The organism is Dendrosporobacter quercicolus (assembly GCF_900104455.1).
GTDB classification, from domain to species: Bacteria; Bacillota; Negativicutes; order DSM-1736; family Dendrosporobacteraceae; genus Dendrosporobacter; species Dendrosporobacter quercicolus.
This window is the reverse complement of sequence record NZ_FNHB01000001.1, coordinates 475,222-499,173: the sequence shown is the minus strand read 5'-3', so window position 1 is coordinate 499,173 and position 23,952 is coordinate 475,222. Positions and strand designations below refer to the sequence as shown.

Here is a 23,952-nt window from a genome sequence, read left to right as displayed (position 1 = left end):
GCCTAGATTTAGGATTGGCGAATTGTCTTTTTCTGTTTATAATGTAGACGCTGTGTTATAATAAATGACAATATAGAACATGAGGGCTGGTGCGATAAGGTGAAGCAGATGAGTATTCCGGATCAAAATACACCGTCAGTCCGGTCGTAGGAAACCGCGATTCCGGCTAAATGGAAACCGTGATACCGGAGGCGGAAACCGCCTGGCAGGTCCTCCTATATAATGTATCCATACACCTACTGGTGTAAATACATTGAAGGAGGTCAGCAAATGACCAAGTACCGCGAAATCCTTAGACTACAAAGTCTGGGATTTAGCCAGCAGAACATTGCCTACAGCAGCAATGTCTCTAAGAAGACAGTCAACCGAGTCATCAACAGAGCCAGGGAGCTAAACATCTCATGGCCGTTGGCTGACAGACTGACGCTGTACTGGAGCAAATACTGTTCCCCAACCATCCGTCGAGTAAAGTCAAGAGAATGCCAGACTTTGCCTACATCCGCAAGGAATTGCTGAAAAACGGCGTCAGCAAGAAGCTCCTTTGGACCGAATACATGGAGGAATGCCGTCTTAACGGCGAGCAGCCGCTTATGTATTCCCAATTCTGCCATTACATTCAGCTCGATGAGCAGAAGCGCCGTGCCACCATGCACATATCCCGCAAACCGGCGAGCAGGTGGAAGTCGATTGGGCAGGAGATCCTGCTCAAATCGTTGATCCGGATACCGGCGAAATCATCGACGCAAGCCTCTTTGTCGGCGTCATGACCTATAGCCAGTATGCTTACGTTGAAGCATTCATTAACGAGAAACAGCAGGCATGGATAACAGCTCATGTCCACATGTATGAATACTTCGGCGGGGTAGCCAGGATCCTGGTTTCAGATAACTGCAAAACAGCTGTACTCCACAACGGCGGCTGGTATAACCAGCAGGTCAACACCACCTACTACGAAATGGCTGAGCATTACGGGACAGCCATCATTCCGGCCAGAGTCAGGAAACCCAAGGACAAACCTACTGTAGAGGGATCTGTTGGTAACATCTCTACTTGGATTACGGCAGCGCTCCGAAACGAGCAATTCTTTTCCCTGTATGAATTAAACAAGGCAATCAGAAAAAAGCTTACGGAATTCAATGCCAAACTGTTTCAAAAGAAAGAGGGCAGCCGGATAAGTTTGTTTCTTGAGGAAGAAAAGCCACTACTGGCGCCTTTACCTGCTGCCCCTTTTGAACTGGCGGATTGGAAACAAGCCACCGTTCAGTTCAATTATCACATCTCGGTTGACAGGATGCTATATTCCGTGCCAAATGAATACATCAAACGCAAAGTAGACGTAAAGGCCACCGAAAAAACCATTGAGGTATTCTTTAATCACAACCGCATATGCTCTCATGTCCGACTTTACGGAAGACCTGGGCAGTACAGTACCATCATAGAGCACATGCCGGAAAATCACCAGCAGTACCTAGAATGGAACGGCGATCGGTTCCGAAAGTGGGCTGAGCGTATCGGAGTCAATACCTATCAGGCAGTCAATGCAATCCTTACCTCCAAGCGAGTGGAACAGCAAACGTACAGCAGTTGTATGGGACTTGTGAAGCTGGCCGAAAAATATTCTGCACAGCGTCTGGAGTCAGCCTGTGAAAAGGCACTCATCTATACAGCATTCCCCAGCTACAAGAGTATCAAAAATATTCTTACCGCGGGGAAGGCGGATCCCTCTATGGATCATTGTACAGCAGATGCATCCACCGCTAAGAAATACGGCATCACCAGAGGTGCCAGTTACTACAGGAGGTAATCTGGCATGATGAATCAAAGTACACTCAATAAACTGATTGAAATGCGCCTGACAGCTCTTGCGGACGCCTTCCGCAACCAAATGAATGATCCCAAGATGAAGGACATGCCCTTTGATGACCGTCTCGGAATGCTGGTGGATATCGAGTACACCAGTCGTAAGAACAACCGCCTTCGAAGGCTGATCCGAAAGGCTGAATTTGAACAGCCTGACGCTAGTATCATGGACATCAACTACTGCTCGGGCAGGAAACTGAACAAGTCGTTGATACAACAGCTTGCAACCTGCGAATACATTACAGAGCACCGGAACATTTTTATCACTGGTGCAACTGGCGGTGGAAAGAGCTACTTGGCCTGCGCTTTTGGGATGGAGGCTTGCAAGCAGTATTATTCCGTCAAGTATGTCAGGCTTCCGGATCTGCTTCTTGATCTTGAAATTGCAAGATCAGAAGGATGCTACAAAAAAACGATGGAAAAGTATACTAAGCCAATGTTGCTCATCCTGGATGAATGGCTGCTCCTAAAACTCCCAGAAGCTGAAAGCAAGGATATTTGAACTCCTTCACAAACGCCGTAAAAAATCCTCTACGGTCTTTTGCTCTCAGTTCCGCCAGGGGAAGGCTGGTATGAGCAACTGGGCGGCGATAACAGCACAATCGCCGATGCCATTCTTGACCGCATCGTCCATGATGCGTACAAGATCATATTGAAAGCATTGATCCATCGAAAGATATTTCAATGCGTGAAGTATATGGGTTAGATAAAAGTCTCAGTGAGTAAGATTATTCAAGGGCGGTTTCTAGTTCCGGATAGGCGGTTTCCAATTCTCCGGAACTGCGGCTCCGCCGCACCGGAATATTCAGCAGACGAAAGAAAATGCAGGGGAACAGATTGCCGTTTATTCCCGTAAATCTAAATTTACGGGTAAGGGTGAGAGTATAGAAAATCAAATCGAGCTTTGCAAACAGTATATCCGTGCCCATTATCCCAACTGCAAAGACGATGGTATCTTTATATATGAAGATGAAGGTTTTTCGGGAGGCAATACAGAGCGTCCTGAATTTAAGAGGATGATGGCTGAGGCACGGGCAAAGAAGTTTTCAGCGATTGTCTGCTATCGCCTTGACCGCATAAGCCGTAACATAGGTGACTTTGCCAAGCTGATTGAGGAATTAGACGGCTTGAAAGTTTCCTTTATTTCTATTAAGGAACAATTTGATACTTCCTCTCCTATGGGTAGAGCTATGATTTATATTTCATCTGTATTTTCCCAACTGGAACGTGAAACGATAGCCGAGCGTATACGTGATAATATGCATGAGTTATCCAAAACCGGTCGTTGTCTTGGCGGTACATCGCCCCCAGGGTATGTTTCTGAACAGGTGGAAAATGTTACAATAGACGGAAAAACGAAAAAAGCTTGCAAGTTAAAAATCATTCCTGAAGAAGCAGAAATCATTAAACAGATTTATAAAGTGTTTTTGGAAACAAATTCATTGACCAAAACAGAGACTTATTTTATTCAAAATGGTTACAAAACAAAAAACAAGAAATTGTTTACCCGCTTTGCTCTCCGTAATATTCTTACCAATCCTGTATATATGATTGCTGACGAGGACGCCTATCGTTACTTGATCGAAAACGAAGTAGATTTGTTTGCCGAGAAAAAAGATTTTGACGGCAAGCATGGCATTATGACCTATAACCGTACCATTCAAAAATCCGGTAAGGCGAACCAAATACGCCCAATGGAGGAATGGATTGTGGCTGTGGGGAAGCACATCGGTCTGATTAAAGGCTCGGAATGGATACAGGTACAGGAATATTTAGAACAGAATCGGTCTAAGTCCTTCCGTAAACCCAGAAGCAATGTCGCGCTGCTTTCCGGTCTTTTATTTTGCACCTGTGGTGACTATATGCGTCCTAAACTAAGTAAACGCCTAGATGCACAAGGAGAGTTTATTTATTCTTATCTTTGTGCTATGAAAGAAAAGAGCCGCTCTCATGTCTGCAAGATGGAAGAACGCTAACGGAAATATGCTTGATCGAGTTGTGTGTGAAGAAATAAAAAGACTTGGCGCAGACAGTTCAGAATTTATACGCCAGCTTGAGTTTGGAAAAAAACAACTGGAAGGCAATAGTGAAGAATATGACGATAAATTAGATCAGCTCAGAGGTGCGTTTAAAAAGAATGAAAAAGAGATTGCCGAGCAGGTAGCGTCACTATCTCTATCGGAGGGTACAGTAGCAAAGGGCTATGTCATTGAAAAAATTGAAGAGCTGCACGGCGAGGGTGAAAAAATCAAAAATCATATTGCTGAAATAGAGAGTCTTACCACCAGTCATGTTCTTTCTAATATTGAGTTTGATATTATCCGTCAGATGCTCACAACCTTTAGGGATACGATAGACGATATGCGCGTTAAAAGCGCGCCGCCTTACGCACCTTTGTTAAAAAGGTCGTTTGGGACGGCGAGAATGTTCATGTGTATCTATTTGGCTCTGATGACAGCGGCGGTATTGAATTGCCTCCGGATGATTTCCTTTCGGAGAGCAGCGGTGGACTTGCTAAAAATGAGGAGGATACTGTTGAGCCGTTAGGTGAGAATAGCAAATGCTATATATATTACCCGGTCAATACGCCAGGGTAAATCATTCTATTTTGAGGAAGCCACTGCTGCGCAGTGTAGAACCGGTGAAGCCATCGAATTAATCAAAAAAAAGTTTTAACCTGGCGATCTCATAATTTTCCGTTTATGGGATCGTTCTATTTTGCGAAAAATGATTATTGGGGGCAGACATTTCAGGCGGCGATTTTTGTTTCATTGAAAGTGGGCGTAAACAGGCAATTTAAACAGCCCGAAGGCGCATAATCAGACATATTTAGGCAGGTTGCAGGATTATTTTGGATAATAGCGAATAATACAAGGTATTGCAACTTGAGGTGGTTGATTTCAAGTGACCGATAATTTGATTTATAAGTCCATGTTAAACTTAGTAACAGCGGCAATTCCGTCCGCAGTTCTGGCAATAGATACTTCAGGCATTGTCCTACAGGCCCATATGTCCAGACACTCCCCGCAAAAACTCCGGTATCTGCTTGGCAAGAACTTTTTCAAAATATTAAGCATCGTATTAGGCGAAGCTATTGCCAATACGATGCTTGCAGCTTACTTACAAACGCTTAATACCGGTAAACCGGCAGAGCTGCTTAAACTAAAACATACCAATATCAGAGGTCTGTGCGAGTATTTTAACATTCATTTTTCTTATGATCACAGCTCAAATTGCATTATTGTTCTTATCCATAATGTGACGGAAACGGCACTCATCGAAGAAGAGTTTACCTGCATGGCCGAACAATACGAGACCGTTAACCGGGAACTCTGTGTATCAATGTCGAAGTTGGATTTTCACCTCATGGATATCGATCAGGCGCATAAAAAGATTGCCGCATTATTCAGAATAACTTCAATTGTCCAGAAAACGGTAAATGAACAGGAAGTATTAGAAGAAGTATTGGATGGGATTACCCGTGAATTCGGGTATCATGACGTGGCTATCTTATTGCTGGACGGCTCGACCAACGAGCTTAAGCTCAGAGCGTCTCGCGGCAATGCCAACAGTACGCTGCGTATTCCGATGGGGCAGGGGATTACCGGCTATGCGGCGCTGCATCGCGAATTGGTGCATGTTGATGATGTGGGTGTGGACTCCAGATATATTGGCGTCAACAGCAATGCCTCGCAGGAAGTGGCTGTGCCGTTAATTGTGAATGAGCAGGTGCTGGGAGTATTGAATATCGAAGTCAGCAGGGAACGGATGATCCAACCTTATGATCTGGATCTGCTGCGGTCAATTTCCAGTCAAATTGCCATAACAATAGCTCATGCCAAACATGTTGCCAATGTAGAACAGCAGGCAATTACAGATGCGATGACCGGCTTATATAATTACCGTTATTTTCGTACACTATTACGGCAGGAAATGAAAAGGGCGGCCAGGTATATCCGTCCGCTGGCCCTGTTTATGATTGATATTGATTTTTTTAAGCATTATAATGATCATAACGGCCATGTCATGGGGGATAAGGTCTTGTCGATGGTGGCCGCTCTTATCAAACGCGTTTGCCGTGATACTGATCATGTATTTCGTTATGGCGGCGAGGAATTTGTTGTGCTGCTGCCTGAAACTACAGTAAATGAGGCGCATGCCATTGCTGAGCGGGTACGTGAAAATATTTATGCCGCCAGCTTTCCAAATTCCCAGAGCCAGCCTCAGGGCCTTTTGACGGTAAGTATTGGGATTGCCGGTTTTCCTGCCAGTGCAAAAGCTGATCTTGAGCTTGTCGATTGCGCGGATAATGCTTTATATATGGCCAAGAAAACCAGAAACGCAACCTGTATTTATCCCGGGACTAAGGCTCTATAATGTTTCGACTGAAAAAATCAACCCCCCGGTGCCAAAATTTAACGAGTAACCATGGATGTTATTCAATCGAGGTGTCATCAATGACCCAGGAATTATTTGGTGATTTAAAAAGTTATTCCCTGGCTGGAACGGAGCAGGAAGTGCGTTTTATTGCCAATGTACTCAATCTGCCGTTAGCGTCCGATATGATGGATTTATACTGCGGCTATGGCCGGCATGCAATTGAATTGGCCAAAATGGGGTATCAGGTTGTGGGGGTGGACGCTACTCCGGCGTTTTTAGAGATAGCCCGCCAAAAGGCTGCTGAAGAAAATGTAAACATAGCGTTTCAGTCCAGTGATATGCGTAAATTAGACTATATCGAGCAATTTGACGCGGTAATTAATATGTTTGCCGCTTATGGCTATTTCACAGATGAAGAAAACTTACAGGTATTGGAATTAATCAACAAATCCCTGCGGCCTGGCGGATTATTTTTGATTGATTTGCTTAACCGGGACTGGATGGCTCATAATAATATCAACCGCTACTGGCGTCATCCCAGCGGGGAATATGTATTGTCCTATAAGGTGGAATTGCAGCAGGGGCTGGCAACCTTAAAACGTCAGTTGATGAACCAGGTTACCGGTGAAAAGAAGCAGTATGAATTTGCCCTGCGGGCCTATTCCCTGGCCGAAATGACTGCCAACCTGGAGCATTGCGGGCTGAAGGTGATAAAAACCTATGGCGGATTTGACGAACGGCCGTATGGAATGGAAACGCCGCGCATGATTATTTTGGCAAAAAAACAGTAAACAGGGCTGTTGGAACAACCGCAAGGTTGTTTCGGCAGCTATTTTTTTATGTAAATATATATAAAATCAAATTTTCTGCCAGTCGTCTTCCGGCTCAAGTTTTTCATAAGCTTAAGCCGGTTTTTTATGTCCGGCGACAATTTAATGCAAATTAGCAAGCGGCTTTATGCACACCGCAGGTTTGTCAGCTCATAATCTATGATAGAGGCATTGTGGGGGTGATGACATGTTGACCAAAATAAACAATAAGCCCTGGGGAATGAAAAGGCCAACCGTGGGCGTAGCGCTTAGCGGCGGCGGAATTAGAGGCTTAACCCATATCGGGGTCCTAAAATCCCTGCTGGCCAACGGCGTACCAATAGATTTGATATCAGGTACAAGCGCCGGCGCAATTGTCGCGTCCTTATATGCCTGTGGATATACACCGCAGCAAATGGAGCAGCTGGCCAAAAATATGAAAACCTCCCAATTAATTGATCTAAAAATGACAGTATCGGATTTGTTTAAGCATGGCATGAAATGGCTGATGAGTGGAATGTCGCGCTTTTGGTCGGTTTTACCAAACGGCCTGGTCAAGGGCGATAAAATTGAACGGTATTTTAGCAGTTTGTGGCAGGAGCGCACACTTAGGGATACCTTTATTCCTGTGGCCATTACTGCAGTTGACCTAAATTCCGCTGATACTGTTTTTTTTACGACGCCGTTGCCGGGAAACCGGGCCATTTTAAATGCCAGATACTACCACAACGCATTGCTTACCGATGCGGTGAGGGCGAGCATATCAATACCAGGCGTTTTTTTTCCCAAGAAGTTTCGTGGCATGACGCTGGTGGACGGAGCCGTTAAAAATAATTTGCCGACCGATATTCTCAAACATATGGGGGCTGATGTAATCATCGCCGTAGACCTGGGGTATTCAGGAGAGCCCAATCCTGATGTCCACTCGGTGGGGGAAATTCTTATCCAGTGTATCGATATCATGAACCGGGAGGTTACGTTATTAAAATCTGAAAAATATGCCGATGTAATCATCCGTCCATCCGTGTTTGATATTAATTTTAAAGAGCTAAAAAACACCGCTTTGGCAATTAGCCGCGGCGAACAGGCGGCCAAAGCGCAAATGAGCGAAATAAAAAGATTAACCGGCGAAAGGTAGTTACCATTATATCCTGCCCCTCATATCATAAAGTGAGACTTAAGCTTCAGGTGGAATTCAAATTCCACCTGAATACCTTTGGGGGACTGTAACTGTTTGTTTGGCGCTTCGGTTGAGCTGCAACAGACTGTCTAACTTTAAGGTCAGGGGGAGGTATATATGAAAAAAGGCAATGTTCATCCGCTATATAATGATGTGTGCCAATTTGATAATGTAATTGGCTTAGGCCATGGCCATAAATGGATTAGGGGAATAAATACCAGACAGGAGGCTGTCGTTATTCTGGTCAGAAAAAAAATGAACAGGCACAGCCTCAGCCGCAGTGCGTTGGTACCGGGCAAGCTGGACGGTATGGTTACCGATATCATTGAGGTCGGAGACATTTGCCTGCATACTGAACGCAAAAAGCTGCTGAGACCGGCTCCGCCGGGCGTTAGCATCGGTCATTATAAAGTGTCGGCCGGAACCTTTGGCGCAGTGGTTCGCGATCGCAACAGTAACGAGCTGTTCATTTTATCGAATAATCATGTGCTGGCAAACCTGACTGACGGTAAAGACGAGCGCTCCCGCCCCGGCGATCTGGTACTGCAGCCAGGGAGCTTTGATAATATGGCCGGCGCTAATAACAGCATTGCCACGTTAAAAAAATTCATCCCGGTTTATCGTGAATTAAACCGGTCGGAATGCAATATTGCCCATATTTTTGAAAAGCTGATCAATAAAATGATTAATACCTTTAAGCCGCAGTACCGGATTCAGGTACTAAGGAATAATGAGCAGGTCAATTTGGTGGACTGCGCTATTGCGGCGCCGGTTCATTCCGAAGATATCAGTCCGGAGATTTTAGAAATAGGCGCTATTGCCGGAATTAAGGAAGCGAGCTTAGGCCTGCAGGTAAAAAAAAGCGGCCGGAGCTCGGGCGTTACCCATAGTATTGTGCTGGCAACCGATGTGTCAATGAAGGTAAATATCAGCAGACAGGAGTCAGCCGTTTTTGCCGATCAGATTTTGGCCGGGCCGATGAGCATGCCTGGGGACAGCGGCTCAGTTATTTTAACCGAGGATAATTATGCAGTGGGCTTATTGTTTGCCGGTTCGGAGCAGGCGACAATGTTCAACCGGATAACCAATGTTCTGGATGCCTTAAATGTAGATTTAATTCTGGATAAATAACTTATACACCGAAAGGACTCAGCCGTTGCTTACTGCGGCTGAGTCCTTTGCTATATCCAGTATTTGTCCGGTTTAGGCAAGAGAGTTGCTGGTTGACCGGCGGCCGCTCCGCGCAAATTTGCTGCCGAATCGCTGTGATCCGCCGCTGGTTACTGCATACTCACTGCTGGCTTTGCTGCGGCCATAACGGCCGGCATGCAAGTAGTTGCTGTCTGCTCTGGAGTAGCTTCTGTCAGCGCCGGCATCGGTATTATACCAGCCGCGCTGCTGCATAGCCTTGAACAGAACATGCGCATTTTCATGTTCATCATGCTGTAACTCTTCAAAGGTATAGCGAACTTCATCATTTGATGACTCCATAATGCCATGATCGTACAGATGGGACAGGCTTTTCTCGGTACAAAGCAAATCCATGAGCATATCACGGCTGGAAAGGCTGGTTGGGGTTGAACGTGAATAGCGGTTTCCCTGACGCATTTTATCACCTCATTTTAATTATAAGTAAAACTGTTTTTGTCGAGCAAATGGTTGATTCTGTTTACATGCTGCCGTTTATTCTTGGAGATGTTAAACAAGAGATCTTTCAAATCGTCATCCTGGCATTGTTCTGCATAGACGCTGTATTTTGTAATGCAGAGATTTTCCATTTCCAAGGCATCTTCTAAAAACGACTGTTCTTTTTGTGTTAAACGATCATTGGCCATACCATCATCACCTCCGTTGTTAACCTTAATTTGTGTTTTTTGGTAAGATTTTATACAATCAAATCGTAAGGTTAAAGGGAAAATGCCTACAGGCCGTCGAAGATAAAACAGGATATAACAGAGAAGCGATGAGCACACGGTTACACCTGATTGGAGGAACTATTTTTATGGCAGCAATGAAGAAGTTTTATGGGGTTAAAGTTGGCAGGGCTAAAGGAATCTATCAGACCTGGGCCGAATGCCGCGCGCAGGTGCACGGTTATCCGGGAGCGTTGTATAAAGGCTTCGCCACTGAGCGGGAAGCCCTCAGTTATATCGATGATGATCATCAGGCTGCAACAGTTCAAAAACCGGCGGCTGCAGGTATGCCGCCAGGCGTGGGCAAATATTATGATATTTATGTGGACGGAAGTTATGCCAATCAGCGCTACAGCTGGGCGTTTGCCGTTTATGACGGCGCCCGGCTTATTCATACGGCCAGCGGCCTGGGCCAGGACGTCGCTGCTGCGGCAATTCATAACGTCGCCGGCGAGCTGGAGGCAGCGATGCAGGCGATGAAATGGTCAGAGGGCCAGGCGGTGGATTTTGTGATCCTGCATCATGATTATATTGGAATTTCCGAATGGGCTACCGGGCGCTGGAAAACCAATAATCAATTTACCAAGGCTTATGCCGATTTTGCCGCCAATTATCTGAGCAGGGTAAAATTCAATAAAGTAGCCGGGCATTCCGGCGTTGAAGGCAATGAGCTGGCCGACAAGCTGGCCGGGCAGGTGCTGAAAGACAGTTGATTAACCGTACCTGGGGTTGGTTGCTGAATATTATAACTTCCGATAATTTATAGTTATCGGAAGTTAAGCGAAAAATTAAGGTGGGGTTAGCGAATGGCAAATCATGATTTTGTACTGCGCAACAGCGGTTTGATTGAGCATAATGACAAACTGTCCGAAAAAAGCAAAAAACGCCTGCGCAAATCCAAAGCCGAAAACACCCTGCGGGCTTATGAAGCCGACTGGCTGGATTTTTATGACTGGTGCACGCATCTGGGGTTTCAGGCGCTGCCGGCCGAGCCTGAAACCATTGTCAATTATATGAATGACTTGGCCGACAATGCTAAAGCCAATACGGTATCGCGCCGTCTCAGCGCCATTTCGGAAAACCATAAAGCCGGCGGCTATCAGGATGATAATCCGTGCCGCAGCGGTTTGGTCAGAAATGCACTGGATGCCATTAAGCGGGAAAAAGGCACCATTCAGCGCGGGAAGGCCCCTCTCCTGTTTGAAGATTTACGGGATATCGCCTCCTGCTTCGATACAGCCGATATTGCCGGGATTCGTGATAAGGCAATTATACTGACCGGTTTTATGGGCGCGTTCCGCCGTTCGGAGCTGGTCAAAATCAATGTTGAGGACCTTGCCTTTACCCGCGAGGGCGTCATTGTTCTGGTTCACCAGTCCAAAGGCGACCAGGAAGGTCAGGGAGAATATGTGGCCATTCCCTATAATACCGATCCGGGCGTCTGCGCCGTAACCGCCCTGAAGCACTGGCTGGAGCAGGCCCGGCTGAACAGCGGTCCCCTCTTCCGTCCGTTAAACAAGTATAAAAAAGTGCGCGACCGGCGTCTCAGTGACAAGTCGGTGGCGCTTATCGTAAAAAAATACGCCGGGCTGGCGGGATTAAACGCCGAGGATTTTGCCGGGCACAGCCTGCGGCGGGGCTTTGCGACAAGCGCTGCACAGCATGATGTTGATGAACGGGCCATTATGCAGCAGACCCGCCATAAATCGGAAAAAATGGTCCGGCGCTACATTGAGCAGGGTAATTTATTTAAAAATAATGCCCTCAATAAAATGTTTTAGAGACGCTGCCGGTGTTTTTGGCGGCCGGCCTACGAACGAATGTTTGCAATGCCTGGAGATCATTGTTATAATAGAGCTAGGATGGAAATTTTAGCCGGGAGTTGATGATGTGTGAATAAAGACTATTTGTTGAATCATAGACAAAAACAAATTTTAGCTTATATTAAAGATACTTTGAGAATCAAGGGTTACCCCCCTTCTGTCCGCGAAATCGGCGAGGCGGTCGGATTAAGCTCCAGTTCTACCGTGCACGGACATCTGGCTAAGCTCGAAACGCTGGGCTTTATCAGACGTGATCAGGATAAACCCCGGGCAATTGAAATTTTGGATGAAGCGCCCTGGCGGCAGAAGAAAATAACGCCCGTTCCCCTGGTTGGGCGGGTTACTGCGGGACAGCCGATCTTAGCGGTAGAAAATGTTGAGGAGGTTTTTCCTTTTCCCCTGGAGCTGGTGGGCAATAATGAAAACGTGTTTATGCTGTCCGTGCAGGGGGAAAGCATGATTAACGCCGGCATCTTTGATGGCGATTATGTTTTGGTCCGGGAGCAAAACAGCGCCTACAACAACGATATCGTTGTCGCTCTGGTCAATGATGAGGAAGCCACAGTCAAACGTTTTTTTAAAGAGAAGGATTATGTCCGGCTGCAGCCGGAAAATGACCATATGGAGCCTATTTTGGTGACCAATGTAGCCATACTGGGTAAAGTCATCGGCGTATTCCGGCGGCTGTAAAAATGCATATACCAGATAAACAAGCAGCCCTTCAATCGTTGAAGGAGCTGCTTGTTTATTCCGGTGTGGTTTCCTTATTTATTCTATGGCAAAAATAATTCCCGGCTTCACCAACGTCGTTATCGGCGTCCGAAAAGATATTCCCACTGCATTCCACCCATAAGGAGCTTGCGGATAGATGCCAAAAGTTTTACGTACGGAACTGCTCCGGCAATTGTTGCAAAGTGGAAACTATCATGTTTCTCTTATTCATGTCGGTATCGGTCCAGCTGAAGGAGCGGAGCCATCTATTTCTTTACAAACTGGGCGAGCCTTGCACGAGCATCGGCGAAGTCTCCTAGACTCGAGTAGCCGTATAGCGTCTCCAGTCTCAGCGCGTCATCCAGTGGGCGTCCGATCAGTTCAAGGATGGTCTCCTTGGCGGACCGAACAGCATTGCGGCTGTTGCCTCGTATCATGCGCGCCGTATTTTCGGCTGCCTGCATCAAATCTTCCGGCGGCACGATGCGGGTAACCAGCCTTAGCCTAAGCGCTTCCTCGGCCGTGACCTCCCGCCCTGTCAGTGTGAGATCAAGGGCTACGCCGATCCCGGCTACTGCCACCAGGCGGACCAAACCTCCATCGCCTTGGTGCAGGCCACAGCGCACCTCAAAAATACCGAATTTGGCCTTTTCGGAAGCGATGCGGATATCGCAGGCCAGGGCAATTTCCAGGCCGGCACCGATGGCATAGCCGTTGATCGCGGCAATGATGGGCTTGTAGAGACGGTGCTGCCCGCGAGTCAACCCGCCTCCGAGGCCATGGGGGATATTCTTGCGCACATCCAGCATGTTGGCCCCCTCCCACTTGGGGATGAAGGTCTTCAGATCGGCGCCGGCACAAAAAGCCCGCCCGCTACCGGTGAAGATGGCCACATCCACGGCATCATCGGCGGCAAAATCCCGCCACACTTCCTCCAGTTCCGCGTTGGTGGCCTCGTCGATGGCATTCATCGCCTCAGGGCGATTGAGGGTGACATAGGCCACGCCATCGCGTTTTTCATAGAGAATATTGTGTGGTATAGACATAGCTAAATCTCATCCTTTCGCTTGGCGCACTCATGAGGATGTACCTTCTGGCGCCCCCCTACCAGGGGATGCCAACGAAGCTATCCAGCTTGGCCTTGGCAATAGTCAGGCTAGCATGAGCGACGATCTTGCCGTTCATGCCGCAATGTCCACGAAAGACTCCGACACCGCGGGAGAAGCGCCGCGCCTCCAACCGTAGGGTGAGGATCTCCCCTGGCGGGATCGGTGTGGTCAGACGGATCTTGAAAGAAGAGACGACAGTGATTTCGTCCTCCGCTAGAGCGCCATTGGTGATCTTGAAGAACACGATGCCCAGTTGCGAAAAGGATTGCATCAGAGCAGATCCGGGCAGGATCGCGCGTTCGGGAAAGTGTCCAACTAGTTCCGGCGAATTACCGGTAACAGCCTTGGTGGCCTCGATCCATTCGTTGGGCACAAAGCCGGTGACCCGATCCAGCAGCAGCAGCGGGTAGCGCTGGGGCAGGTATTTTTCCTTCAATTCGGTGAAGCCAATCACGCGACCGGTTTCTGTCATATGAAATTCCTCCTTGAGATGTAATTTTAACTGATCGCAACCCGGCATCAATCGTGAAAAACCGTAAATCCAGCGACCGGCGCACGGGCGCGGGCGAAACCGTTGACAGGTGCCGACCAATCCGGATAGCCCAGGTTCACCGCGCAGGCCAGTAGCCGCTCGGGACCAATGCCCAAAATTTCCCGTATCTGGTCCGGGTAGTCGCAGATGGATGCCTGGCAACAGGTTTCCAATCCCAACGCCCGTGCCGCCAGCATCACGTTCTGTATAAACATGCCATAGTCCATCCAGGAACCCGTGGCAAGATCTTTGTGGATGAAGAACAGCAGTCCTACCGGTGCCCCAAAGAAACGATAGTTGTTGTTCCAGCTTTCAGCGCGGTTACGCCTCGCACCCTGGGTGCTGTACATTGCCACCCCGAGCCCCATCCGCCGGGACTTGTAAGGTTCGAACCATTCGACGGGGTAGTACTGGTAGTCTGGGTGTTCCCGGATACTCTTCTCCCGGGCTTCCAGCAGTGCCCTGGTGATACGGGCTTTGGTGACGCCAGTCACCACCCTTACGTACCAAGGCTGCATATTGGCACCAGAAGGTGCCCAGCGCGCCGCATCGAGCACGGTCTCGATCAGTTCTCGCGCCACAGGCCGATCCAAAAAGGCGCGCACGGAGCGCCGCTCCCGTATGGTGCACAAGATAATGTCACGGCCGGCCTCCGCCGGCGTTTCCTGCCTTATCCGCTCCCCTGTGCTCATATTTTACCGGCTCCGTAAAGGTATCCGTTGTCCCGAACGATCATCTTGCTGCGCAGGCTGCCGTCGATGACCGCCTGATATGTGGACTCGTAGCGCCCGTCAAAATAGCGGTCCACCATCCGTGGGAACCACACTGAGCGCAACAGGTAGTCGTAGTAACCGTCTTCTTTCACACGTCCCTGAGTCAGGACGTAATAGGCGATCATCTTTTTCATGTGGTCCATGTGCATCATCGACTCGTCTTGATAATAACGCTCCAGTTTGCGTAAGAGCCGGTCGATTACAGGTTTAGGCTTATGAATGATTGGACCGTGCCCCGGATAGATCACCTCAAGGTTCAGCTTCTCGATGCGCTCCACCGTCTCGACCGCCCGGTCGAGGGCATCCTCACCTTCAACGATAGGATTGATGACCCCCATATCCCCCTGCCATATCGCATCCGAGCTGAAGAGCGCCTTTAGATCCTTGGCATATAAAATCATCAGGCCGCGGGAATGCCCGGGGGCATAGATCACCTGCAGGACGAGGGAACCGAAGCGAATTTCGTCGTTCTCGCGCAGCCCCTTATCGACCTTAAAGAAATCTGCCCAGGTGTCGTGAAAGCGCCACCATGTAGCGATGTCATCCCGCGTATCGATGCGGCGCTTTTCTTCCTCGTGCATCCAGACGTCGCAACCGGACTGCTCAATAAAGTAACGGTTGCTGCCGGCATGATCGCAGTGGCAATGGGTGTTCACGATCAAATCCACGTCCGCCGGCTCGACGTCAAAGGATCGGAGCACTGCAATGGTTTCCTGTAAATCGTCTTTGTAGCCGGTATCGATCAAGGTCAGCTGCGGCAACTTAGCAATGAAATGATTACAGCTTAGCCAATCCCGCTGGACGAACCAAGCGCCCGGCGCTATCTCAACGACTGGCCGCATAATCATAACCTCCTCGAATCCTTTGATGCCATCGGGGTCGGTGGCGTCTCTCGCGAAGCGTCACACGACGGGAGCGTTGCTCCCGGCTTGACCCCAAATCTGTCAGTTAGCAGCTTTGCGTAACTGTCCGGGTGATAATACACCCGAGCGCGAGCGCGCATGTCGGCGGATTCTCCCTGCCGTTCCCGCTGTAGAAGCCTTTCCCGCATGCGATTGATGCGCGTCCATTCCCGCTGCAAGCGCTTATTGTACTGGGGGGTGTTGATGGCCAGGTCCATTTCCCGAAGCAGAGCCCGGGCCTCGTCCGGCTGGATCACCGGATGCCGCCAGACCAGATAGCCACCAGTCCATTTGCGGAAATCCCAGTCTTTAATAAGATTTCTTTTCAACATGTCGTAGTACTGAGGAGTGCCGGGCATGGGCAGAAGGATCATGAAATAAGTGTAGATTGGTCCCAAATCCCCTAAACGCTGCTTCGCCCGCCGGATGCTCTCCGGCGTGTCGTTCTCGAAACCGATAATATAGGTGGCAGACAGCCGGATGCGCAGGTCATCCATCTGACGCACCGTATCCCGGATGTGGGTGCAGTTGGTCGTTTTGTGGGCCCAAGTAAGGTTGGCGTCATCTAGAGATTCCACGCCCAGCTGCGCCATGGTCAACCCTCGGTCGGCTAGCCATTTTATGCCGTCCAGTCCTTTGGCCGTCAGCGCCTGAAAACTGGTCATCATGGTGAAAGGCAGGCCGAATTCGTGCAACAGTTCGATGATCTGCTTCCCCACCACCGTGAATGGCCGAACGTCTTGGTTGACCAGGTGCACCGACATCACGCCCTCCGCTTTATAGCGTTCAAGCACCTTGCGAACATTGGCCACGGAGAAGGTTGGCTCGCCTCCCGGCTGAAAAACCGGATCGGCACAGAAGGTACATCTCTGTGTGCAGCCCCGTTCCCAGAAAAGATGACCGATTTTAATTTTGTGAGCAAGATATGTGGACTCGTTGATCAACATGGGGTGTTCGATTTCTGCCGGTTTAATGGGGGACATACCCAAGGCTTCTCGGAAGGTCGTCTCCCCATAGCCCCAGTAGAGGCGGTCAAAAACTTCGCGGATGCGCGGCTCGGGTGTCATGACGCCGTAGCCGCCTAACCATACCTCTTGTATGCCATACTCCTGGCGTGCACTCTCTGCCAGTTTCAACGCCCAGGGGATCATCCAAGTGTAGGCGCTGATCGCCAACACCTTGAACTGGCGGCTTGCGAGGGCCGCCTCAATTTCCGCCTGCATCGGCAATTCCAGATAAGTTGGCCCCGGAACGTTCGCCGACAGGAAGGACACATCGTAGGAACGGGATTTTATCGAAGGCTGGTATTCCTCTGGATAGGCGAGCGGATGGCTAGCAAACCAATCCAGCCGGCCGTCCTCGGTGACGCAGGGGATGTCACCATCATAGCCCTCGGCCGCGTAGATGTTGCGCGGCAAGGTGGTGAAAAGCACTTCTTCCGGCCGCGGGACAAATCCGGTTTTGTTGATATACTCTACCCATCCCGAACGCCGGGGTCGGTCGGCAAGATGTAAACTGATGGGTTGCATGTTTTCCATGTTTTCCATGATTTCTCCCTTCGCACTAGTATTTTCATCTCAGACAATAGGCGGACAACCGCCACCGCATTCGTACCGTGCCCAATTGCACTGCGTCACAAACCGAACCGCTGCTTCCCTTTCATGCTCCGTTTAATTCCCGCAGACCGCCGCCGCGCCGCTCTGCCAATCCGCCGTCAGCACAATGCGCTTTAAACCGGTTCGCCGCTGCCGCACATCGTCGAAACTGGCGGCAATGGTTTGCATGGATCGCGTTTCGATAAAGGGCAGAATTTGTATGTCTCCCTTCATCACATGCTCGACCACGCGCGGATATAGCGCCGGATCACAGCCCCAACTGCCGACGATCTCGGCGTCATAGGCCATGACCTTGGACAGAGCGAATCGCAACTCGCCAGGAGCGAAGCCGACTAGGACCAGCTTGCAGGCGAAAGTGAGCAGGCCCAGCCCCAGTTCCTGGCCGGCCAGGGTTCCACTGACCTCGAAAATTTTCCAGGAATAGCGGGGATTGACACCACGGCTCCTGCAGGCGCGCCAGATGTCGTGCCGGATGTCGTCGACGCCCCGGTCGCCAGTGGCGATGGGCACATCCACGCCGTGGGGGACAAGGGCTTGCAACTTGGCCTGGTCGCGGGCTATGCCGACCACTATATCGGCCCCCATGTATTTCGCCCATTGGGAGAGGTAAACCCCCAGGCCACCGGTGGCACCGATGACGATGACTTTATCGCCTGGTGCGATGCTGGCCCGCAGTGCCGCCTGATAGGGCGTCGACACAGCGTCCGCCACCACGGCGAGATGCTCCAGGGGAATGGGGCTGTCCTCCGGTACCAACGCAAGTTCATGGGCAGGGACGACGACATGGCTCGCAAAACCGCCTTGAATGGCGTAATTCCCCCCCAGCATGCGCTGTCGCACACAACGGTTTGCCCGGCTGGAGCGACAGAGTTCGCAGCTGCGGCAGGGGATGATGGTCGGCACGATCACCTGCCGGCCTTCCAGGCCGCCGCCGCGCACCACGCGGCCGCTGATTTCGTGGCCTAATGTCAACGGGGGCGCAGCTACCGGCGCCACGTCGCCAAAGAAATAACCTATATCGGTCCCGCAAATCCCACAGGCGGCAACCTCGACCAGGGCTTCGTTAGCCCGGATTTCCGGAATCGGTTCGTTTACCCTTTCAAAACGGAAGGGCCGGGCTGGCTGCTGTTGCTGAACAATGCGCCAAGCATGTAAGTTTTCATTCACGGGCATGATTCGTTCTCCTTCAGCAGGGCCATAAATGCGGTCCGCTCCCGGTCGCGCGCCGCCTCCTTGTGGGCGCAACGCCAAATGGATTTGAGGGCTCGCGTGACCTCACCTCCCAATAGGGCAAGCTCCTGAGCCGCCGCCCATGCTTGCTCGGAGAAGTTCGGACCGCTGAAAATACGGCCAACCAAGCCCCTCTGCTGAGCCGCCAGCGCCCCTATCCTTGACCCGAGCAACAGTTCCCAAGCGCAGGCGCCCGGCAATTCCCGGGTGAGCGCAAAAGTAGCCCCCCAGGCAGGAATGAGTTTATCCCGGGTTTCCGGCAGGGCAAAAACCGCACGCCGGTGGGCCCAGCGCAAGTCACAAGCTAGAGCCACTTCGAAGCCCCCTCCCAAAGCCAGGCCGCCCACGGCGGCGACAGTTGGGACCGGCAACATGGATAGATAATCAATCAGCGCCTGTCCGGCGTGCAAATAGCGTTCCGTATCCGCCAGTGTACCGGTGCGCAATGCGGACAGATCCGCCCCCAGGCAAAAAGTCTTGGCGCCGCCGGTCACCAGAACCAGTGCCAGCGATTCGTTGCGCGCCAGCGCCTCCACTTCGTTTAACAGCCGCTTTATCCGGGCTTCGGTCAAAACCACCCGGCCTTCCTCCCCCTCCGCGAGGTGAAGCAGTCCTACGGTGCCCCCCGCTGTAGCGGAAACCTGGGCCTCCCATAGCATAGTGTTAGAGTATGTCATGGCCACTTGCACCTGACAGGTTGAGTGGGAAAATAAGACGCCGCCTGCAAGGCGACCTGAACCCAAAACCCAATGCAATCGTCGCCGGAAAGACAAGATTGCAAAGACTGGCATTGCTCCGGCGCCGCCTTCAGCACCACTCCTCTGGATAGGTCGTCTAGACGCGCGGGAGTCAGCCCAAACCGCAATGGCGCCTGACGGTCTAGGCAAATCACGACGGCCCCCTCCGGTTCCGCCCGGGCGACGAACAGCAGGTCCACTCGTCTTGCCGCGAAAAGACGCAAAGCTGTGCAGAAAAGCACTAACGGCCAGTCCGCTGCCGCGCTCAAGGTCAGAACCGGTCCACGGATATTGTAGCTGCGGGCCAGGTTGGAGCCCACGATGTTGTAGCCGCAATTCGAAAACAGGGTCGCCGAGACGGACTTGCCGCCCCTTCTGGCATAGGTATTCAGGAACCGCTCCCGGGTGTCCTCCGGTCCCCGATCCGTGGCGATGAGCAGTCCGACCTTTCCAGGTTCGTGGTCGATGCGTTCCTGGTCGACCCCGGCGGCGACGCAGGTCCGGTGCAGGGCCAGGATGCCCTGCTCGGCGGCCTTGTCAATGTAGCGTTGCTGGGTGCGCTGTTTGAAAGCCGCCACCAAGCCTTCCTCGTCATCGGCGACGTTACCTGGCTGCTCCGGAAGCCAAAGTGGTGGAAGTGTCTGGCCTGGGGCAACAACCCAGCCGGCGACGGACACTGGCACCGTTGCGGCCGCTGCGCTCATGGATGGCTCCTGGCTTTCCCGAAAAGCCTGCACGTTCTCCACTCTTATCCCTCCTCGCCGCTTTTTCCTTGCCATTTAGCTTTTAAAACGACGAATTCCGTCACCTTGTCCACACTGGTGAAATGGCCATCGCCGATGTCGGTATCGGCCACCTCAATTCCAAAGACCTCGCCTACCAGCGTGGCCAATTCCACGAAGCCAACGGAATCCATGCCCAGATCTGTGCCTAATTCTGCGCTGCCTGCAATCTCGTCCACCGAATCCGCAAGGAAAAGATCCTCAACTAGCAGACTTTTGATACGATCACTGATTTCCTTCTTTTCCATAATACCCCTACTTTCCCAGCCTGGCTCACCGATCTCGCAATCAAGCTTCCCGGCCGAATATATTCACTTCGTACACACTTATATGGCAAGACGCTTATCGTCCCATTACTAACACCCCGTTGGTACCGCCGAAGCCGAACGAATTGCTGATCGCATAATTCACGCCATCTAAGGGTCGCGGCTTGTCCACCACCAGGTCCATTTCGAACGCCACCTCGCTCCGCGAAACATTAAGGGTGGGAGGCACAATCTGCTCCCGCAACGTCATGATGGTGGCTATGGCTTCCAGCGCTCCGGACGCGCCCATGGCATGGCCCACTGCTGCCTTGATGGAGGTGCAGGGCAGCGTAGCTACAACGTCGCCGAATACATCGCGGAGGGCCAAATATTCCGCCTTGTCGTTGAGCACCGTTCCAGATCCATGCAGATTGACGTGGCCGATATCCTCCGGCCTCAGGTTGGCATCGGCCATAGCTGCCGACATCGCCATACTGGCTCCCGTCCCTTCGGGGTCTGGCGCCGTAACGTGGTAATTGTCGTTGCTGTACCCCGCCCCCAGGCAGATCGCGTGGGGCTTGGGCGCTCCGGCCCGGCCCGGCCGTTCAAGGACTAGGAATCCCGCCCCTTCCCCAAACAAGGTACCGTCCCGGGTACGGGAGAAGGGTTTGGAGAGTCGGGTAGTTAGTGTCGATAACGCTGAGTGGCCGAGATATTTCATCCGGTCCAGACTATCGGCGCCGCCGGCGATTACAGTGTCATAGCCGTCATGGCGGATCATGTCGCAGGCCAGGGCGATAGCGTGGGTGGCCGAAGCACATGCTGTGGACACCATCGAAACCGCCCCTGGCATGCTATAGTGATCCTCAAAAAAGCGCGTCAAATAGGCCAAGCTTGAGTTGGTCTCGTTCGCCCCGTCAAATGCCGCCAAGGTTTCGTCAGGAACCAGCGATGGCAACACCAGGGACATACCGAGCGAAGTGCCAATCACGAGTGCTACTTTTCCCTGACGCGACCTCATGGCCCGGAGATCGAGCCGTGCATCCTCCAATGCCTCGTTCAGAGCGGCCACGGCGAAGAGCTGTATCCTCGCCTTGATTCTGTCCCGGTCCGCCTGCAGCCGCAAGTCTGGGGAGACGCGGACCACTCCGGCGAGGGAATTGCGCAAGGCCTCCCGGGGAAATTCCTCGATTTCCTTGATCCCACTCTCGCCTCGCAGCAAAGCTCGCCAGAAGTCGGAGACGTTCTCTCCCACGGAAGAGACGCATCCCATACCGGTCACGACAGGTATTTCCGCACGTGTACCCATTATTTAGATCTCTCCTCTCCGCTGATTCCTTTTTTCCGTGATACCACTACTTTTCACCGAATGCCCTTTGACTGCCGCTCAGAGAAAGCGGGCGTCCCTTGAAAAAATACATTCCATCCGCCGACCTCAGCGTGATTTCCTCTGGCACCAGGCGGGGCGGTAAATTGCGACGGCAATGAACAACCAACTGACGCTCGAAATCGGAGGATTCGCCGGCACGATGAAATACTACTGCCCGCAGACGGTCCATGCCATTGTCTACCTCCACCTTTGCCAAGACAACGCCGGCCAGGGATTCAAGAACCTTCTCGATCTGTGCCAGGTTAATACGCCGGCCCCTATGTTTGATCTGCCGGTCCCGTCGCCCATGTATGGTTAAGTAGCCGGCCTCGTCCAAGCTGGCCAGATCCCCCAAGGTGATCCATCCGTCCGGCTCCAACGGAGTGTCATCGAAAAGATAGCCGTTCATGCGCGAGGGCGTACGCACACGCAGAACGCCTTCCTTTCCGGGAGGGCAGGGCTTGCCCTCAGTATCCACTACTTCGACAGCTATCCCTTCCAAGGGCAAGCCCACCGAGTCGGGACGTAACAGCAATTGCCCGGCCGGCAGGGTAGACACCCTCGGTCCGGCCTCAGTGACACCGTAAGTTACGAATACCTCCGCCTCGGGGAATGCGGCACTGATTTTTTCCCGCAGGGGAGCGCGGCAACGGTCACCGCCGATTCCAATTTTGCGTAAGTGGCGAAACACAACCCGTTCCTTCTCCGAACAATTGTCGATGAGGTAGTCGAACAATGCTGGACTGCCCAGGCAAATCTCCGGCCTGGCAGTCTCGATGGCTTCCCGGACACTGCGGGCAGTATTGTGGGCTGGAATCACCAAACTGCCTCCGGCCACTAGCACTCCCAGCACCGAGGCGATCAGCCCATAGCTGTAGCTGACCTCGAGGATCTGCAACGCCTTGAACGGTCCGACAATGCCGAAACTGGCGACATGAGCACGGGTATTAAAAAGGAGCGCACGATGGCTGAGACGGACGAATTTTTGCTCTCCGGTGCTGCCGGAGGTGGGCATCAGTAGCAAGTCGTCGTCCGGCATACTTTCTGGCGGCAAGGGCGATGCGAACGCCCGATCAGGCAGGGTGAACGGCAACCTCCATTGCCTGCATTCCGCTCCTTGCCGCCAATCTCCCCACAGCCCCGCTTCCTGGGCGCAGAAACGCCGACCTGAAAACACGAATACCGAAAAACCTTCGCCCAAGACATCGAAGACGCGCTGGACATATGCTTTAGTGGTAATCACTGCGTCAGGCCGCAGGCGTTCCATCAGCGAAGAAAGGGAAATGCCTCGCAAGCTGGTATCGACCGGAGAAAAAGCCGCACCGCAGCGGGAAACGGCAAGCAGTGCCACAACGAACTCTGCGGAGACGCCGGCAAGTACTGCGATACGGGTCCCCTTACCTATCCCTGCCGCCTGCAGATGCAGAGCAAAAGTCAGGCTGGCGGCATCCAATGCTCCGTAACTCAGAGCCGTGGACTCGCCGAGCAGGTGCAATGCGAGGTTCTCGCTTCGGTCGCACTGCAGGCAGGTCTGATGAAGAAATGTCCCCCCACTATCTTCCTCTTGTTTCAGAATATACTCACGCTGCTGAACTATGCTGATAAGAATTCCCCCCATCTTAGCCAAATTTGTAAGCCCAGAAACTGCATTGAGAAAAGTTTCTTGCCATTAGAAATATCAACCAGAGCTTCTTTCTCATTGAAAAGGTTCCCACTGACATTCTGAGCAACACCATTATTCTACGCCTTTTTAATTTAGCAAAATTATTTTGAAAAATTTGTCAAAATAGGCTAATTATTGAAATAATTATAAAAAAAAGTTAAAATTTAGTATGATTACAAAATTGTTTAAGGTCCATTGGAAGTATGCTACATTCCAATGGACCCCCAACCATATTTTTGTTAAAGTTGGCGCAACCCCTTATTGCACTTTTCTATTGCTACACAGACCCTTAAATGAGCAAATCAGATTTTTAAGCTT

At 51.2% G+C, this 23,952-nt stretch carries 24 protein-coding genes; 11 read left to right on the top strand and 13 right to left on the bottom strand.

The genetic code is table 11. From position 1 onward, the window contains the following. The first annotated feature begins 676 nt into the window (after positions 1-676). The 8 genes from istA to BLR06_RS02350 all read left to right on the top strand — a co-directional run bounded on the left by istA (position 677) and on the right by BLR06_RS02350 (position 9,360). The gene (gene istA, locus BLR06_RS02380; protein WP_245697992.1) at positions 677-1,804 is read left to right on the top strand and encodes an IS21 family transposase; all 1,128 of its coding nucleotides are present in this window, start codon (positions 677-679) and stop codon (positions 1,802-1,804) included. Positions 1,805-1,810: 6 nt separating this feature from the next. Continuing rightward, positions 1,811-2,362 (top strand): ATP-binding protein, encoded by a 552-nt coding sequence (locus BLR06_RS02375; protein ID WP_245697991.1) that lies wholly within the window; start codon positions 1,811-1,813, stop codon positions 2,360-2,362. A gap of 253 nt (positions 2,363-2,615) precedes the next feature. Next, positions 2,616-3,836 (top strand): recombinase family protein, encoded by a 1,221-nt coding sequence (locus tag BLR06_RS19735; RefSeq protein ID WP_340148015.1) that lies wholly within the window; start codon positions 2,616-2,618, stop codon positions 3,834-3,836. Next, positions 3,811-4,407, top strand: a complete 597-nt coding sequence (locus BLR06_RS19730; protein ID WP_217636819.1) for a hypothetical protein — start codon at positions 3,811-3,813, stop codon at positions 4,405-4,407. Before BLR06_RS19735 ends, BLR06_RS19730 begins: the two co-directional genes overlap by 26 nt. Positions 4,408-4,764: 357 nt before the next feature. Beyond that, positions 4,765-6,237, top strand: a complete 1,473-nt coding sequence (locus BLR06_RS02365) for a sensor domain-containing diguanylate cyclase (protein ID WP_092067905.1) — start codon at positions 4,765-4,767, stop codon at positions 6,235-6,237. 80 nt (positions 6,238-6,317) lie between these two features. After that, positions 6,318-7,031, top strand: coding sequence for a class I SAM-dependent methyltransferase (locus BLR06_RS02360; protein ID WP_092067903.1), 714 nt, complete (start codon positions 6,318-6,320; stop codon positions 7,029-7,031). A gap of 226 nt (positions 7,032-7,257) precedes the next feature. After that, positions 7,258-8,187, top strand: a complete 930-nt coding sequence (locus tag BLR06_RS02355; RefSeq protein WP_092067901.1) for a patatin-like phospholipase family protein — start codon at positions 7,258-7,260, stop codon at positions 8,185-8,187. Positions 8,188-8,346: 159 nt separating this feature from the next. After that, positions 8,347-9,360: a chymotrypsin family serine protease gene (locus BLR06_RS02350; protein ID WP_092067899.1), complete on the top strand. Its 1,014-nt coding sequence runs from the start codon at positions 8,347-8,349 to the stop codon at positions 9,358-9,360. A 72-nt stretch (positions 9,361-9,432) separates the two neighbouring features. Here BLR06_RS02350 and BLR06_RS02345 read toward each other — a convergent pair whose 3' ends face one another. Further along, positions 9,433-9,837, bottom strand: coding sequence for a spore coat protein (locus BLR06_RS02345; RefSeq protein WP_092067897.1), 405 nt, complete (start codon positions 9,835-9,837; stop codon positions 9,433-9,435). Between the two features lie 14 nt (positions 9,838-9,851). Beyond that, the gene (locus BLR06_RS02340) at positions 9,852-10,064 is read right to left on the bottom strand and encodes a ferritin family protein (RefSeq protein WP_092067895.1); all 213 of its coding nucleotides are present in this window, start codon (positions 10,062-10,064) and stop codon (positions 9,852-9,854) included. Positions 10,065-10,231: 167 nt separating this feature from the next. Here BLR06_RS02340 and BLR06_RS02335 point away from each other — a divergent pair, with 167 nt between their 5' ends. From BLR06_RS02335 to lexA, 3 genes are all read left to right on the top strand, one after another. After that, entirely contained in the window at positions 10,232-10,855 is a 624-nt protein-coding gene (locus tag BLR06_RS02335) for a ribonuclease H1 domain-containing protein (protein WP_092067893.1), read from the top strand. 93 nt (positions 10,856-10,948) lie between these two features. Further along, on the top strand, positions 10,949-11,923 hold the full coding sequence (locus BLR06_RS02330) for a site-specific integrase (RefSeq protein WP_092067891.1): 975 nt from the start codon (positions 10,949-10,951) through the stop codon (positions 11,921-11,923). A 111-nt stretch (positions 11,924-12,034) separates the two neighbouring features. After that, positions 12,035-12,655 (top strand): transcriptional repressor LexA, encoded by a 621-nt coding sequence (gene lexA / locus BLR06_RS02325; RefSeq protein WP_092067889.1) that lies wholly within the window; start codon positions 12,035-12,037, stop codon positions 12,653-12,655. A gap of 287 nt (positions 12,656-12,942) precedes the next feature. On the opposite strand, the gene BLR06_RS02320 is transcribed toward lexA, so the two are convergent. The 11 genes from BLR06_RS02320 to BLR06_RS02275 form a co-directional block, all read right to left on the bottom strand. Further along, positions 12,943-13,722 carry an enoyl-CoA hydratase/isomerase family protein gene (locus tag BLR06_RS02320; RefSeq protein WP_092067887.1) on the bottom strand — a complete coding sequence of 260 codons (780 nt, stop codon included), beginning with the start codon at positions 13,720-13,722 and terminating at the stop codon, positions 12,943-12,945. 58 nt (positions 13,723-13,780) lie between these two features. Next, positions 13,781-14,257, bottom strand: a complete 477-nt coding sequence (locus tag BLR06_RS02315) for a 3-hydroxyacyl-ACP dehydratase FabZ family protein (RefSeq protein ID WP_173812550.1) — start codon at positions 14,255-14,257, stop codon at positions 13,781-13,783. A gap of 47 nt (positions 14,258-14,304) precedes the next feature. Continuing rightward, positions 14,305-15,009 (bottom strand): nitroreductase, encoded by a 705-nt coding sequence (locus tag BLR06_RS02310; protein ID WP_092067883.1) that lies wholly within the window; start codon positions 15,007-15,009, stop codon positions 14,305-14,307. After that, on the bottom strand, positions 15,006-15,932 hold the full coding sequence (locus BLR06_RS02305; RefSeq protein ID WP_173812548.1) for an MBL fold metallo-hydrolase: 927 nt from the start codon (positions 15,930-15,932) through the stop codon (positions 15,006-15,008). Before BLR06_RS02305 ends, BLR06_RS02310 begins: the two co-directional genes overlap by 4 nt. A gap of 2 nt (positions 15,933-15,934) precedes the next feature. Then, positions 15,935-17,539 carry a B12-binding domain-containing radical SAM protein gene (locus tag BLR06_RS02300; RefSeq protein ID WP_092067879.1) on the bottom strand — a complete coding sequence of 535 codons (1,605 nt, stop codon included), beginning with the start codon at positions 17,537-17,539 and terminating at the stop codon, positions 15,935-15,937. A 123-nt stretch (positions 17,540-17,662) separates the two neighbouring features. Continuing rightward, positions 17,663-18,781, bottom strand: a complete 1,119-nt coding sequence (had, locus tag BLR06_RS02295) for a 6-hydroxycyclohex-1-ene-1-carbonyl-CoA dehydrogenase (RefSeq protein ID WP_092067878.1) — start codon at positions 18,779-18,781, stop codon at positions 17,663-17,665. Next, positions 18,772-19,515, bottom strand: a complete 744-nt coding sequence (locus BLR06_RS02290) for an enoyl-CoA hydratase/isomerase family protein (protein ID WP_173812545.1) — start codon at positions 19,513-19,515, stop codon at positions 18,772-18,774. The genes had and BLR06_RS02290 overlap by 10 nt, the downstream gene beginning before the upstream one ends. Next, a complete protein-coding gene (locus BLR06_RS19135; protein WP_173812543.1) occupies positions 19,512-20,321 on the bottom strand; it encodes a beta-ketoacyl synthase N-terminal-like domain-containing protein in 810 nt (269 codons plus the stop codon). Before BLR06_RS19135 ends, BLR06_RS02290 begins: the two co-directional genes overlap by 4 nt. A gap of 2 nt (positions 20,322-20,323) precedes the next feature. Further along, positions 20,324-20,605: an acyl carrier protein gene (locus BLR06_RS02285; RefSeq protein ID WP_092067873.1), complete on the bottom strand. Its 282-nt coding sequence runs from the start codon at positions 20,603-20,605 to the stop codon at positions 20,324-20,326. A gap of 94 nt (positions 20,606-20,699) precedes the next feature. Next, complete coding sequence (locus BLR06_RS02280) at positions 20,700-21,911, bottom strand: beta-ketoacyl-[acyl-carrier-protein] synthase family protein (RefSeq protein ID WP_092067871.1); 1,212 nt, start codon at positions 21,909-21,911, stop codon at positions 20,700-20,702. Between the two features lie 46 nt (positions 21,912-21,957). Continuing rightward, positions 21,958-23,589 carry a class I adenylate-forming enzyme family protein gene (locus BLR06_RS02275; RefSeq protein ID WP_092067869.1) on the bottom strand — a complete coding sequence of 544 codons (1,632 nt, stop codon included), beginning with the start codon at positions 23,587-23,589 and terminating at the stop codon, positions 21,958-21,960. Positions 23,590-23,952: the final 363 nt, after the last annotated feature.